At 57.7% G+C, this 13,105-nt stretch carries 10 protein-coding genes and 1 pseudogene; 7 read left to right on the plus strand and 4 right to left on the minus strand.

Annotation, left to right across the window (positions count from 1 at the left end; genetic code table 11):
- Positions 1-206 precede the first annotated feature (206 nt).
- The 7 genes and pseudogenes from FJ145_10450 (at position 207) to FJ145_10480 (ending at position 4,705) form a co-directional block, all read left to right on the plus strand.
- A pseudogene (locus FJ145_10450) lies at positions 207-352 on the plus strand (transposase).
- A 53-nt stretch (positions 353-405) separates the two neighbouring features.
- On the plus strand, positions 406-741 hold the full coding sequence (locus tag FJ145_10455) for a type II toxin-antitoxin system RelE/ParE family toxin (protein ID MBM4261839.1): 336 nt from the start codon (positions 406-408) through the stop codon (positions 739-741).
- Positions 725-1,042 (plus strand): transcriptional regulator, encoded by a 318-nt coding sequence (locus FJ145_10460; protein ID MBM4261840.1) that lies wholly within the window; start codon positions 725-727, stop codon positions 1,040-1,042. The genes FJ145_10455 and FJ145_10460 overlap by 17 nt, the downstream gene beginning before the upstream one ends.
- A gap of 471 nt (positions 1,043-1,513) precedes the next feature.
- Positions 1,514-1,813: a type II toxin-antitoxin system RelE/ParE family toxin gene (locus FJ145_10465; GenBank protein MBM4261841.1), complete on the plus strand. Its 300-nt coding sequence runs from the start codon at positions 1,514-1,516 to the stop codon at positions 1,811-1,813.
- Positions 1,810-2,052 (plus strand): type II toxin-antitoxin system Phd/YefM family antitoxin, encoded by a 243-nt coding sequence (locus tag FJ145_10470; GenBank protein ID MBM4261842.1) that lies wholly within the window; start codon positions 1,810-1,812, stop codon positions 2,050-2,052. Before FJ145_10465 ends, FJ145_10470 begins: the two co-directional genes overlap by 4 nt.
- A 1,082-nt stretch (positions 2,053-3,134) precedes the next feature.
- Entirely contained in the window at positions 3,135-4,178 is a 1,044-nt protein-coding gene (locus tag FJ145_10475) for an ornithine cyclodeaminase family protein (protein ID MBM4261843.1), read from the plus strand.
- Entirely contained in the window at positions 4,178-4,705 is a 528-nt protein-coding gene (locus FJ145_10480; GenBank protein ID MBM4261844.1) for an N-acetyltransferase, read from the plus strand. Before FJ145_10475 ends, FJ145_10480 begins: the two co-directional genes overlap by 1 nt.
- Before the next feature lie 208 nt (positions 4,706-4,913).
- Here the strand turns inward: FJ145_10480 and FJ145_10485 are convergent, their stop codons facing one another.
- From FJ145_10485 to FJ145_10500, 4 genes are all read right to left on the minus strand, one after another.
- A complete protein-coding gene (locus tag FJ145_10485; GenBank protein ID MBM4261845.1) occupies positions 4,914-5,417 on the minus strand; it encodes a nuclear transport factor 2 family protein in 504 nt (167 codons plus the stop codon).
- 46 nt (positions 5,418-5,463) lie between these two features.
- The gene (locus FJ145_10490; GenBank protein ID MBM4261846.1) at positions 5,464-9,108 is read right to left on the minus strand and encodes an autotransporter domain-containing protein; all 3,645 of its coding nucleotides are present in this window, start codon (positions 9,106-9,108) and stop codon (positions 5,464-5,466) included.
- A 349-nt stretch (positions 9,109-9,457) separates the two neighbouring features.
- Positions 9,458-11,368, minus strand: coding sequence for a hypothetical protein (locus FJ145_10495; GenBank protein MBM4261847.1), 1,911 nt, complete (start codon positions 11,366-11,368; stop codon positions 9,458-9,460).
- Positions 11,275-12,726 (minus strand): hypothetical protein, encoded by a 1,452-nt coding sequence (locus FJ145_10500; GenBank protein ID MBM4261848.1) that lies wholly within the window; start codon positions 12,724-12,726, stop codon positions 11,275-11,277. The genes FJ145_10495 and FJ145_10500 overlap by 94 nt, the downstream gene beginning before the upstream one ends.
- Positions 12,727-13,105 lie beyond the last annotated feature (379 nt).

Consider the following 13,105-nt stretch of genomic DNA (forward strand, 5'->3'; position numbering starts at 1 on the left):
CCTCAGTGTGCTTTTCTCTCATCGGCGTATCCTTTCCTGCCTGCGCCAACAGGCAGCCTTTCGTTTTTAGATTCGCGAAAGGGTACGCCTACCTATTTCCTATTTCCACACGCTTTGATCATAGCTCGCCTTTCGCTAAAACGTTTACTGCCAATCACATTTACCTTTTGGTCAAAGATAGCAGTTCGAATGTGATCGCCAAGAGTATCCAATTAATCGCCGGCCGCAGCGGCCAACAATACAATCAACGGAAAGGACGCCACGGCGCATTCTGGAGGACCTTTACCATGCCACTGCCATTGAAGCAGACGAGCATCTGCAGCGTTGCCTTGTTCACATCGACTTGAACATGAACCAGCTTGACGCGGGAGTAACAAATTTGTTACCATTGCAAAAGAACCGATCATGTTTCAACTACGCGCCTACGTCGACGCCAACGATCGTAAGCCTTTCGCCCTGTGGTTCGAACGGCTCGATTCCACCACCGCCGCCAAGGTGACCACGGCCGTCACCCGATTGGAGCAGGGGAACTTCTCCAACGCCAAAGGCGTCGGCGCGGGCGTTCAGGAATGCAAGATCGATTTTGGTCCAGGCTACCGGATTTATTTTGGGCAAGATGGGGAGCAGCTCATTATCCTCCTCTACGGTGGCACGAAGAAACGCCAGGACAAAGACATCGCCAAGGCCAAGGAATATTGGGCAGATTACAAGCGGAGGAAAAAACATGCCCCTTACCCATGACTTTAAAGAAACCATCCGGGCGCGCGCGCAGCGTGACGCGAAGTTTCGTCAAGCCCTCTTGCGCGAAGCGGTGGAATGCTACCTGGAGGGCGATCTCGAGACGGGCAAAGCGATCTTGCGCGATTACGTGAACGCCACTTTAGGCTTTCAGAAACTTGAGGAGCGCACCGACATTCCAGCCAAAAGCCTTATGCGGATGCTCGGCCCCAAGGGAAGTCCTTCGGCGGCAAACCTCTCCAGCATCCTCACTGCCTTGCAGAAAACCGAAGGCGTCCATTTTGAACTCTCGGTCCGGCGTTAACGCGAAGATCCGGAGGACTTTGAAGGCAGTCGATATGGGACGGGGAGGATGACCGAGCATCGGAACGGAACCGATAGGGTCTTTACTTTATAGAAATGGCCAGCTATTGCGCGTGCACTCCGATTCGAATTCGCCGGCGCGGTGTACCATTTGACAGCCCGAGGTGATCGGCAAGAGCCGATTTTCTTGGATGATGGCGACCAGCGGCGATTTTAAGATTTGCTTGCAGCTACAAGAGGGTCAAATCTTTACCTACGGCTTACTCTCATAAAAGGTATAAATAAAGATTCGACCCTAGCCTAGCCTTCATGAGTCTTATGGTTCACCTTGTCTGTCGCGAAATTTGAGCAGGTCAGCGCGAGAGAATCGAGCGGATCGTCTTCGGACTGCGAATTTGCAGCCAGATTCGTGAACCCGATGGCCTGATTCAGCTCGATTGACCGCTTCAATTGCATATGCAAGACTATATGCATGTTCACAATCCGCTTCGCGGAAGGCGTTGCCGAAGATCTCAAGAAGATTTCCATTTTTTACAGAAACCAAATTCTTGCTGCGATAGAGGAACAACTGACAAACACTCCCGACACCGAGACAAGGAACAGAAAGCTTCTAACGAACCTCACACCTCCTTGGGAGGGGATTGGACCGGTTTGGGAACTGCGCGTCGGCGAGTATCGAGTCTTTTATGATGTGTCCCGTGAGGAACAAGCTGTTTATGTTCGAGCGGTGCGTCGAAAGCCGTCAGGTAAAAAGACGGAGGAGATATTATGAAAAGTGTAACGGCACGTGATCTGCAAAAGAAAGTTAAGGAGTGTGTCGATCTCTCACAATCCGAAAAAGTGGTCGTAACGCGGCACGGCAAGCCGGCTGCGGTGTTGGTGGGCGTCGAGGGAAAGGACTGGGAAGATATCGTCCTCGAAACCTCACCGACCTTTTGGAAAATGATAGAAAAGCGCCGTAAGCAACGGACACTTTCTTTGAAAGAATTGAAAGCACGACTCGCAAAATGAACGTCTTAGGATACACGCTTGCCGACAAATGATATGGCCCGCTCACGCTTGCAACCCGAGTGCCCGCCTCAATTGGCGCCAGATGTGATATGTTTCCGCACGAGCATTCAAGCTGATTTCGCGCTTTAACCGGGAAGATTTCCTCAATGCAGAACCGCCCTCGCCTCTGGTTCCTTATGGCGCCACTCACTCGAACTCAGAGCGAGCGGCGCCGTCGGCTTGCGTTGGCAAATGGTTTCGTTTCCTCAAGTCGTTTGAAATAGATCGAATCGCCGCGCCTGGGGACGGGCGGGGCGCGGGTCGGTAGCGGCAACGTGGCCCGGTCCGACCCCAAGCCAATTTTTGAACGTGGGAGCGCGATACCGTTAAAGCGGATTTTTAGGAAATAAATACGGTGCATTCACGCGCAGGATTTCATAAAACCACCACAGAGATTGTTTACCGTAGAGATTGGGTGAAGTTGTTCTTATCTTGGCAACAAGTTCAAAGACACTGTCGTTGGGAGCGTCTGAATGAATTAAGTCAGCATTCGCGGCAGTAAACCAACAAAGAAAACCGACATAGCCGGAGACCATCGCCTCTCAAGCAAGACGAAGTTTTTGATGGCGAAAGATATAGTAACGATAGTTCCTTCAGTGATATATCGTCGAGCTCTTTATCGTGATCTCGATCAGCGTGTTTTAAGAAATTTTGCGGCATCTTTATACGACGCATCGCCTCTTTAAGGTGTTGAGGTTTGATGAGGATCTCCATTTCATCTCGGAAGGAAAGGCGAACTCTTTGAGGATCTCCGAGTCTCTCAAGTTCCGCACGGTAAAGTTCCGTTTTCCGCTTTTCGCATAGGTCGTCCGTAATTTCACGTGATGCCGCGCGAGTGTATAACAAGATAAATTGTCCAAATCCTCAAAAAAGAGCTTGATGGCGGTGTCGAGTTGTTTTTCTGCGGCGTCAATTTTCGTAAAACCCCATTTAGTTGTGCCCGTCCCAAGAGCGGGAAATATTTTAGATTTACTTGCTCCGTCAAGTCACCTGGACATACTATCTATAGGTAATCCCAGCGATGGGGGACAAGGGAGTATTCAATGGCGATTTTTCTCGCGAACCAAGATGTCGAGCAGCTCCTCACCATGGACGACTACATCGAGACCGTCGAGCAAGCGTATCATGAACTCGGCATGGGGCGGGCGTGGAACAATCCGCGCATTCACACTTACGGCCAGGCGCAAAACGGCGCGACCCATTTCTTGAAAGTCTTCACCGGCACGGTGCCGGCTCTGGGCTATTCGATCCTGCGCATCGACTCGACGATGGAGCGCAACGAGAGCGGCCACGAAACCAATCGCAAAGTCGGCAACCGCAACATGGGTTGGTTGATGCTTTTTGCCGTCGCGACCGGCCAGCTCGCAGCGATCATCGAAGATCGCGCGCTGCAGCGCATGCGTGTCGGCGCCATGACCGGCATCGCCGCCAAGTATCTCGCCAAACGCGACAGCAAAACCGTCGGCATTTTCGGCTCCGGCGCCCAGGCCGGACCGCAGTTGGAAGCGCTCTGTGCCGTGATGAAATTTGATCGAATTAACGTGTACAGTCCCACGAAACAAAACCGCGAAAGCTTCGCGGCTAGAATGACCACTGCGCTGAAGACCGAGGTCGTTGCCGTGAGCTCACCGCGCGAAGCGGTCGCCGGCTGCGACATTGTCGTCGTCGCAACGAATTCAAACGAGCCCGTCTTCGATGGTAACTGGCTGGAGCCCGGCACCTTCATCAGCTCGATCGTCAACAGCGACAAAGTGCTGCGCCGGCGCGACCTCGACGACGACAGCTTTCGCCGCGCCTCACTCATCGTCGTCAGCACCCGCGATCAAATCAAAAATGACGAGCCGATCTGGCTGACCGAAGGCTTGGAACGCGGCGCAGTGACTTGGGAGCGCATCTGGGAAATCGGTGAATTGGTCTGCGGCAAAGCGCCGCGGCGCAGAAACGACGAAGAAATTACTATTTTAAAAAACAACGGCCTGAGCGTGCAATTCGCCGGCGTCGGCGCCGCGGTGATGAAGCGGGCCAAAGAACGGGGACTCGGAAAAGAATTGCCAGGCTGGATGTTCGAAGCGGCCTACCGGACCTAATGCGCGTCCGTCTCGAAGAACCCAAAGACTGGGCCGCCGTGCACAGAGTGAACGCGGCCGCATTCCCAACCACGGCCGAAGCCGATCTGGTCGACATTGTTCGGCTCCGAGCCAATCCGATCATCTCACTTGTCGCTGAGCAAGACGAAACGGTCATCGGCCACATGTTATTTTCTCCGGTGACGCTCACCGGCCATGCTGACTTGAAAGTGATGGGATTGGCGCCGATGGCCGTGGCGAAGGACCACCAGCGCCAAGGCGTGGGTTCCGCGCTCGTGCGCGAGGGATTGGCGCGCTGCAAAGAACTAGACTTTGGCGCCGTCGTCGTCCTTGGCCATCCAGACTACTATCCGCGCTTTGGTTTTGCGCCGGCGGTGCAATATGGCATTGGCTGCGAATTCGCAGCGCCGCCGGAAGCCTTCATGATCGTTGAGTTAGAGCCCGGATACCTGCACGGAAAGTCGGGGACAATTCGTTATCACTCGGCGTTCGACGTTTTTAGATGGGAAAGAAGGCGGGTCGGCTAGACAAGCTTGTACGCGGCGCGCAAATTCTCGGATTCGGATGTTCCTCTCGCCAAGCCGCAAAGACGCCAAGCTCGGAAGACAAAAGATAAAGATTCCATGGAGTCTTTTATTTCAATTCTCCGAACTTTGCGGGCTTTGCGTCTTTGCCAGAGATATTCCTAATTTCGGTTGCGGCTCTGCCATGCTGGACGCAGGCACCCAGCTGAACTTAGCGCCCCATGAACGCGTCGGATCGTTTGAGCAACTCCTTGAGACCGTCTCCCTTTTCCGCTCCGCTGACGCCATGCTTGAAGACCTTGGCGATCTTCCACTGGCCGCCCTCGTTTCTAAAAACCACGGCCGACCATTCTTTCCGGTCCTTGCCGAGCTTTTGGTAGACGGCGCGGGCGGTCTGTTTGTTCGCGGTCACATCGACGCCGACGAATTGCGCGTCTTTAGGATCAAGCTCGTCTGCCGACATGCCCTTGAGCGTGGCCGGCGAAACCTGGTCGGCCATCTTGGCATACTCCGCGCTCATCAGCGCCAGCGTCGCCTTCACATCGCCCTTGCGCGCGGCTTCGAGATATTTGAGGTAGACGCCTTCAAGCTGCTTGGCGAAGGGGTGCGCCTGGTTTGTCGTTTTTTCCGGTGTCTGCGCGAGAGCGATTCCATTCGCCCGCAAGTTTACGGTTACCAATGCCGTTAACAAAACAATCAACAAACCTGAGCGCATTGCTATTTTTTCCTTCCGCACTAGCAGTTCCGTTAGCCTTACAGCACTAGAACGGAATCGCCAACTTGATCGAGCCGCCATGCGAACGCGTCCGGTCGGAGAACTGGCCGGTGTAACCCACCTTGAGATTCACGCCACCGATGTTCAATACGTCGACACCCACTGCGACATCGCCGTAGTTCTTGTCATTCTGGCCCGCCACCGCCATCGGCGCAACGCTCGGCGCGCCGCGCAGGCTCGCCTCCACACTCGGCGTGTTGCTGGTAAACAGATGCGTCCATCCCAGCTTGGCGTACGGCCGCAGAATACTACCTCCGGCTTTGATCTCGCCGCCAATCTCCAGCGCCGGGCTCAAGGTCACATAGGTCTGCTCCTGCGCCCGCACCGACAAATTAGCTCCCGCCGCGCCATGCTCGTTGAAGCTGTGCGAGCGAATGTAGCTGACGCCCAGATCGACCATCGGCTTCCAATACCAGTTGCCTTGCTCGAAGGCGCGCGCCCCGCGGAGCCGGTTGGTGACAAAAGTTTGCTGCGGATCGCTGTTCGCCGTCGCTCCCGGAATCAGCAGGCCCACTTTGCGCGCCGTTTCGTACCAACCATGGCCGACGTCGAACAAATAAGAGAGCGTGCTGCTGCCGAAACGCGCTTTGACGACACCGCCCAATTGAAACTCGTGGCCTTGGCTCGACGACAGGTTCTTAACGTTGAGCCAGCTTCGTTCATAGCCGGCACCGATGCCCCAATGCCAAGTAGCGTTGATCGCTTTCTGCATGCCGCCAGAGAGCTTGAAAGCATTTCGGTTAAAACCGAAATTGCTCGAAGTCTTGTCTTGGTGAATGGCGCTGCCACCCATCGTCATCCAGCCGCACTCGTCCTCGCGCACGAAGCGATAGGCACCGTCGCGGGCGCGGCAGCTCAGCATGGCGTCGCCGAATTGTTGGTTAGAAAACCAGGCGGCAAACTGCTTTTCGAGATGAACTTCGGGACTGAGCTGATTGTAGGCATTGGCTAGACTCTGTGAATCTGCCAACCCCAACAGCGTTGTGACGATCGGCGCAAAGCTCGCAAACCCGCCGGCCAACTGCACATTATTGATGTAGTTGCCGATGGCGGTTTGATTGCCGTTGAGTCCGCCGCCAGCGGGGTTGGAAAAACTTAAGCTGTAGGCAAGGTTGACATCGTTGGCGTTCGGAGAGACCAGCTCGTAGCTCCGCAGCGCGGAGCGTTGATAGTTCAGTGTTAATCCGGAATTGGTAAAACCGCCGGCCGCCGACAACAGAGTCACCTGGCCGCTCCCGGGTTTGGTCAACCCGGGATTGATAAAATTCAAATCGATCCGACCCGCGCCGTTTCCAGTGCCACTCGCATTGATACGATCCGCCGCCGCGCTCACGCCACTGTTGTCGTAGTCCACCAACAGTTTGCCGCCGCTCGTCTGCGCAAAACTTCCCGTTAATGCGGTCGTCTGCGCTTTGCCCAAGTCGCCGGGCGACAACACGCCACTGTTGTTCAACGGGCCGCCGCCAAGATTGACTGTCGGGCCCGGCAAAAAAGATGCCGCGGCGTTGTTGGTAAATCCGCCGACGCCGATGCCAAGGTCCACCGAGCCGATCACTTGGCCCAAGTTGTTAATTTGATTGTTGCCTTTGTCGCCGACGATCGCCTTGCCGGCGACTCCAAGAGCGTTGGTGATAATGCCATTGTTATTGAGCCGATTGTTGGTGCCGCCAAGCATCTTGACGCCCGCGCCGGTGCCGCTGCCGCCCATAATCACGCTCGGCGTCGCGACATCTTGATTCAAAATGTCGAGGGTGATGTCGCCCCGGACACCCGTGGCATCGCTCTGCGCCAAGAGAGCTACAGAGTCCGCGCCGGCGGCAATCAGATGACCGGTCTGGCTCAGACTCATCCCTTGGGTAATGCCAGCGCCGCCCGCGCTGCCCATGAACGAATTACAGGTACCGTTGCACCTAACCGTTCCGCCACCGCCCGCCACGGTTTGTCCGAGAAACGCAACGTTGTTTGTTCCGGTGCCCAGGTTGATTGTTCCGGAGTTGTTCACCGTGACGCTCCCGCCGTTGCCAATGTTCTGACTCAAGAGCTGGAGTTGGAGAGCGCCACCTTCGACCGTGACTCTACCGCCGCCGCCGCCGACGGACTGCGCAAAGATCCCCACGGAGTTGTTACCAGTGATGTTGATGTTGCCGCCTCGACCGGAACTATCAACGCTATTGTTAACAACCGTTACGTTGCCCCCATGTCCCGTAACACCGTTGTAATTTGGCAGATTCTGCCCGCCGAAGAACAAGGGTACGGTAGCAACCGCAATCCCTAGATTCGCAGTTCCACCACCGCCGCCGACGCTTTGCGCGACAATGCCAGTGGAATTGTCGCCCTCTATAGTGATGCTATTGTGGTTCGTCACGCTGACGTTACCACCAGCTGAAGCAGCACCACCTTTACCCCCCACGGCAACACCAACGTTGAGGAACGGTAGTGGAATTGCCGCGCTTACGCTAAGACCACCGTTGCCACCGCCGCCACCGATGGACTGCGCGAAAATACCGCTGGAGTTGTTGCCCTTGGTCGTAATCGTTGCACTCCCACCAAACGGTGGACCATTGGTGACCGTGACGTCGCCGCCCCGGCCGCCTTGACCACCGGTGCCGCCGACACTCACATTGACAGGTCCGAATAGCGATGCCGATACCGACAATCCCCCGTTACCACCACCACCACCAAGAGACTGCGCGACGATGCCGTTGGCTGATTCGCCATGGGTTGTGATGGAACCGGTGTTGGTCACTGTGACGTTGCCGCCGCTACCACCAGCGCCCCCGTCGCCACCTACACTGACATTGATAGGGAGGATCGTAGCCCCAATCGATCCACCGGCGTTGCCGCCGCCGCCACCGACGGAAAGCGCGGATATGCCGTGTGACCGGGCACCCATGGTCGTAATCGTGCCGCCGTTGTTATTGACCGTGACCGCGCCGCCGCTGGCGGAGGTTCCCGGCGCGCCGCCAACGGCGACAAGCAGTCCCACCGAGCCGCCCGCTCCGCCGCCGCTCGCCGGGTCTGTTAGAGATAAGTCACCGCCGCCGCCGCCCGTCGAGGTGGCCAGTATTCCTGTGGAATCATTGCCATGGGTCGTGATGCAGCCGGTGCTGCATATGTTGTTCATGTCTTTGCTGCCGCTGTTGTTGATGGTTACCGCACCACCACGTCCATTGGCACCGCCGGTGCCGCCGATGCTGATGAGTCCCGCCGATGCCCCGCCGCTTCCTCCGCCGCCACCTACCGATTGGGCCCACACGCCCTTGGCACTATCATCCCGGGTTGTAATGCTACCGCTGTTGGTGATGGTGACCGCACCGCCGTCGCCCGCGGCGCCGCCGGCACCGCCGACCGCAACCGCCCGGAGGAACCCTGGTATGGGGTCGACGAGCGGCGCAATGGCACCGCCCAACCCGCCGCCGCCACCGATGGACTGCGCCAAGATGCCATGAGAACCAAAACCGGTAATCGTAGTCACGCCGCTGGCTGTAGTACTTTGGCCAGTCGTAACATTGCCGTCGTTGATAATAGTAATGGTGCCGCCATCGCCCCTGCGAGCCGCCGGCCGTCGGCGACGTGCCAGCGCCACCCAGACAAATGAGCCCGCTGCATCTGCCGCCCGTGCCGCGCACATTGATGGTAGCGCGCGTGGTCGGGTTTGGCGCCGAAATATTTTCTAGGGTACCAGGAGTCGTCGCGGGAACCGCCAGGCTTGCCATAGTCCCACTTACGCCGCCACCACCACCGATGCTCTGGACGAATATGCCAATCGATCCGTCCTGCTTTGTCGCTATGGTTGGTGTTGTCGTCTGCGAGGTTATCGGGTTTGCGCAACCAGCGTGTGTAGCGTTTCCCGAGACATTACAAACGGTGACGGCGCCGCCGTGCCCCGCTGCACCGGCCCAACCTCCAAGAGCGACCGTGCCGGTGACCCCGGCGTTGCCCGAACCGCCGCTGCCACCTCCCGCGCCGATGCTTTGCACCTAGATGGCGGGGGCGTCCACGCCGTTGGTTGTCACCGCGCCGTAATTCATCACCTGCACTTCACCACCATTGCCACTTCCCCCACCATGGCCACCCACCGCGGCGGTAAACGTCGATTTAATACCCGCATTGGAAAACGGCAAGACAGTCGGCGTTAGCGCAAGGTTTGCCAAGTCTGGCACAAGGTCGCCCAACCCCATCGCCCCATTGCCGCCGTTGCCGCCACCCTGTCCAATGGATTGCGCCAAGATACCTGTGGAGTTTTTCTTGTCCGTTGTGATCGAACCACTGTTGGTAACAGACACCGCGCCGCCGTGGTTACCGTTGCCGCCAGTGCCGCCAACAGCAACACCCAAAGTAAACCCCTGCAACGTGCCCGCAGCTGGCGGTTCAAAGCACGGACCGAGGATACAGACACTGCCAAATTCTCCAAGGTTAACCGGACTATTACAGCCTATGCCCAAAGGCAGATGGCAGCGTGATCCTAAGTAGAACGAAAACGAATTGGCACCCCCACCATTACCGCCGCCACCACCGATTGACTGCGCGAGGATGCCATAGGCACCTTCGCCTTCGGTCTTTAGCATCCCGGTGTTGTTTACCGTGACGTTGCCACCCAAGTTGCCGCTGCCGCCAGTACCGCCAATCGATACCGGAATACTAACTTTTTTACTGGGCGTATCCGCGTTGGCGACAACGGTCCCTGCTACCGCGCCGCCGGCCATACCGCCGCCACCGCCTGTCGAGAGCGCAGCGATCGCATGGGAACGGTCGCCTTTGGTGGTGATACTTCCCTGGCTTTGCAAAACGGAGACAAGGCCCCCACTATTGCCGTCGCCGCCGTTGCCACCCACCGCAACGGCAACGTTTAAGCTGCCGCCCTTCAACTCGCCGTCGTCACCCGCCAGGCCGAAAATCGTGCTTACCGCCATCCCGCCTACACCGCCGCCACCGCCGGTAGATTGCGCGAGGATCCCATAGGAGTCGTGACCGTGGGTGTTAATCACGCCAGCCGAGGTGATATCGATCAAACCACCGGTACCACCCACGCCACCGCGGCCCCCCACTGCCACGCCGACATTGAAGTTGCCGCCCTGTTTCATATTGAGCACACCCACGCCGGCAAATCCGCCGTTTCCACCACCACCGCCCGTGCTTTGCGCCGCAATGCCGATCGAGTTCTTGCCAAGCGTTTCAATGCTCGCGCTGGGGAGATTCGTCACGTCGACGCGTCCCGCCGCGCTTCCCGCGCCGCCAGAGCCACCGACGGCGACGCTGACATCGCCGATCGCTTCAGTGCCGCCCACTGCGATGGAAACCGCAAAACCGCCGCTGCCGCCGCCACCGCCCGTGCTCTGCGCGACGATGCCGTTGGACTGCGCGCCATGGGTTTTGATCGTGCTCTCGTTGGTCACGCCGACATGGCTACCGGTGCCGCCCGCGGCGCCCTGACCGCCGACGCCCACGGAAACTGCTCCGTACTTGCCGCCGCTAGCGGCGACACTGAACCCTCCGTTGCCGCCGCCGCCGCCGACACTTTGGGCCAAAATACCGTCGCTTTGACCGCCAAAGGTTTCGATCGTCCGATCTGAGCCCCTTTGATGAACAAGAACCTCGCCGGCATTGCCAGCCGCGTTGCCGCTACCACCCACGGCGACTGTGGCGCTGACACCGTTGCTCAGCGCCGCAGCAACGCTAAAACCGCCGCTTCCACCGCCACCGCCGATACTCTGAGCGTGGATGCCCGGTGAAGAGAAGCCCAGGTGTGGGGAATTGGGATTAACGGTTGCGCCGGTTGTGATGTTGCTGGCGCTGGTCACTTCGACCTTCTTACCAGCCCCGCCGGCACCGCCGCTGCCCCCGATACCGACGCTGACGGAACCAAACTTAAGACTGCCGCTGGCAACCACCGAGAATCCACCGTTACCGCCACCACCACCAAGGCTTTCGGCAAAAATACCGCCAGAATAATCACCCGATGTGCTGAGCGTATTGGCGGTCGCGAGTGTGGAGCGTTCGATGCGTCCAAACCGGTCTCCACAGTAACTTCACCGCCATCGCCGCCGACATTTCCCGATCCGCCAAGTGCAAATCCAACAAACGCGCCGATCCCAACGGCCCCTCCCCCAGACCCACCGCCGCCGCCCACACTCTGCGCGTAGATACCTTCGGATTCGCGGCCCCTGGTCGTAATATTTGCTGTGTTCGAGTTGAGCGCAACAGTGCCGCCATGTCCAGCGCTCCCACCGCTTCCACCGATGGCTATTAGCCCGACGGCGGTTGCGCCTTCCCCTCCGCCGCCACCCGCGCTCCGCAGGCTAAGGGCGCGTGACTGCAGGCCACTGGTCGTTATCTCGCCGTGATTATTGACTGTGACACTCCCGCCATCCCCACTCCCAGCCGGGCTAACACCAAAGGTCACCAGGCCAAAACCAATCCCCCCTGCGGTATTGGATGCACCGCCAGGGCTCTCTGCGAAAATGCCATGTGAGCGAATTCCGAGATTGGTGGTAATTTCGCCACTATTGGTGATTGAGATATTACCGCCACCACCGCTTGCGCCCGTGTTTCCGACCTGGTTTACGACTGATCCAATGGCATCGCCGGCAATGCCGCCGACCGACCCGGCGCTTTGCGCCAAGATTCCTGCCCTGAATTGGTCGGGCTGTACGCCACCGTTTACCGTGATATCCGCTTTGTTTTCCGTCACTGTAATATCGCCACCGGCACCACCTGCACCACCGTCTCCGGATCGTCCGAACAGAGTCAGCGGAAGACCAAGCGCTAGTCCTCCCTGACCTCCCTGGCCACCCAGACTTAAAATGTGAATGCCGCTAAATCCATCATTTGTGATGGTACCGGTCCCGCTCACGTTCACAGTGACATTTCCGCCGCGCCCACCGGCACCACCCAGACCACCCGTCACAGATGAGTTGGGACCAGCCGGCGGCACCGCTGGCAATGTAAAGCCGTCCCCACCGAGACCACCGTTCCCACCCCGGGTGCGCGCGAAGATTCCAGGCTGGACGGAACTGTCAATCGCCACGAATCCAGGTTCCATTATGGATACCGGTCCCTCGCTCGCTCCATTGCCACCTGGAAATCCGACGAAAATAAAATTTATCCCATCTGTTCCATTGGCACCCTGACTGTCAAATGTTCGCTCGCCGGTCGCCAACGCCAGCGGCGGCAAGAGTTGCAGCACGGTGTTGAAAACCGAGCCGCAGAGTAGGAAGGTGGCTATTTTTCTGCGAACTGCTTTGTTCATTGTTCCTTCCTAGGCTCCTCCTAGTTCGAGGTGAAAACTCGTCCGTTAGTTTGGTTGCGACAATGTCACCGCAAACGCCATGCGCTCGCCGACCGCGTGCAGCCATTAGAACACAACACGTAAACGCCCTGTAGCTATCGAAGCAGGACCCAATCGCCCCACAGCCAGTTGCCACGGGTGCGCCTGCCGAAACTCGGCGGACGATTGCTAGTCAGAGGCTTGCGACAAACCTACTTAAGCTTCTAAAGACTTCGGATGGCCGCAAGCCTCGACATAATCACTCGAAAAATCTTGGCGCGAAAGTTTGCGATCTTCAGACATTTGGTTGGGAGACTCACCATCTGCGGCTTTGTGCGGGCGACAAGGAACCGGATGGAAG

It is taken from the genome of Deltaproteobacteria bacterium (assembly GCA_016874755.1).
Classification (GTDB): Bacteria; Desulfobacterota; Binatia; order UBA9968; family UBA9968; genus DP-20.

Excerpts from the sequence above, each read along its gene's own strand:
- FJ145_10455 (MBM4261839.1), top strand. The coding sequence starts at position 406 with ATGTTTCAACTACGCGCCTACGTCGACGCCAACGATCGTAAGCCTTTC.
- FJ145_10460 (MBM4261840.1), top strand. The coding sequence starts at position 725 with ATGCCCCTTACCCATGACTTTAAAGAAACCATCCGGGCGCGCGCGCAG.
- FJ145_10465 (MBM4261841.1), top strand. The coding sequence starts at position 1,514 with ATGTTCACAATCCGCTTCGCGGAAGGCGTTGCCGAAGATCTCAAGAAG.
- FJ145_10470 (MBM4261842.1), top strand. The coding sequence starts at position 1,810 with ATGAAAAGTGTAACGGCACGTGATCTGCAAAAGAAAGTTAAGGAGTGT.
- FJ145_10475 (MBM4261843.1), top strand. The coding sequence starts at position 3,135 with ATGGCGATTTTTCTCGCGAACCAAGATGTCGAGCAGCTCCTCACCATG.
- FJ145_10480 (MBM4261844.1), top strand. The coding sequence starts at position 4,178 with ATGCGCGTCCGTCTCGAAGAACCCAAAGACTGGGCCGCCGTGCACAGA.
- FJ145_10485 (MBM4261845.1), bottom strand. The coding sequence starts at position 5,417 with ATGCGCTCAGGTTTGTTGATTGTTTTGTTAACGGCATTGGTAACCGTA.
- FJ145_10490 (MBM4261846.1), bottom strand. The coding sequence starts at position 9,108 with ATGTGCGCGGCACGGGCGGCAGATGCAGCGGGCTCATTTGTCTGGGTG.
- FJ145_10500 (MBM4261848.1), bottom strand. The coding sequence starts at position 12,726 with ATGAACAAAGCAGTTCGCAGAAAAATAGCCACCTTCCTACTCTGCGGC.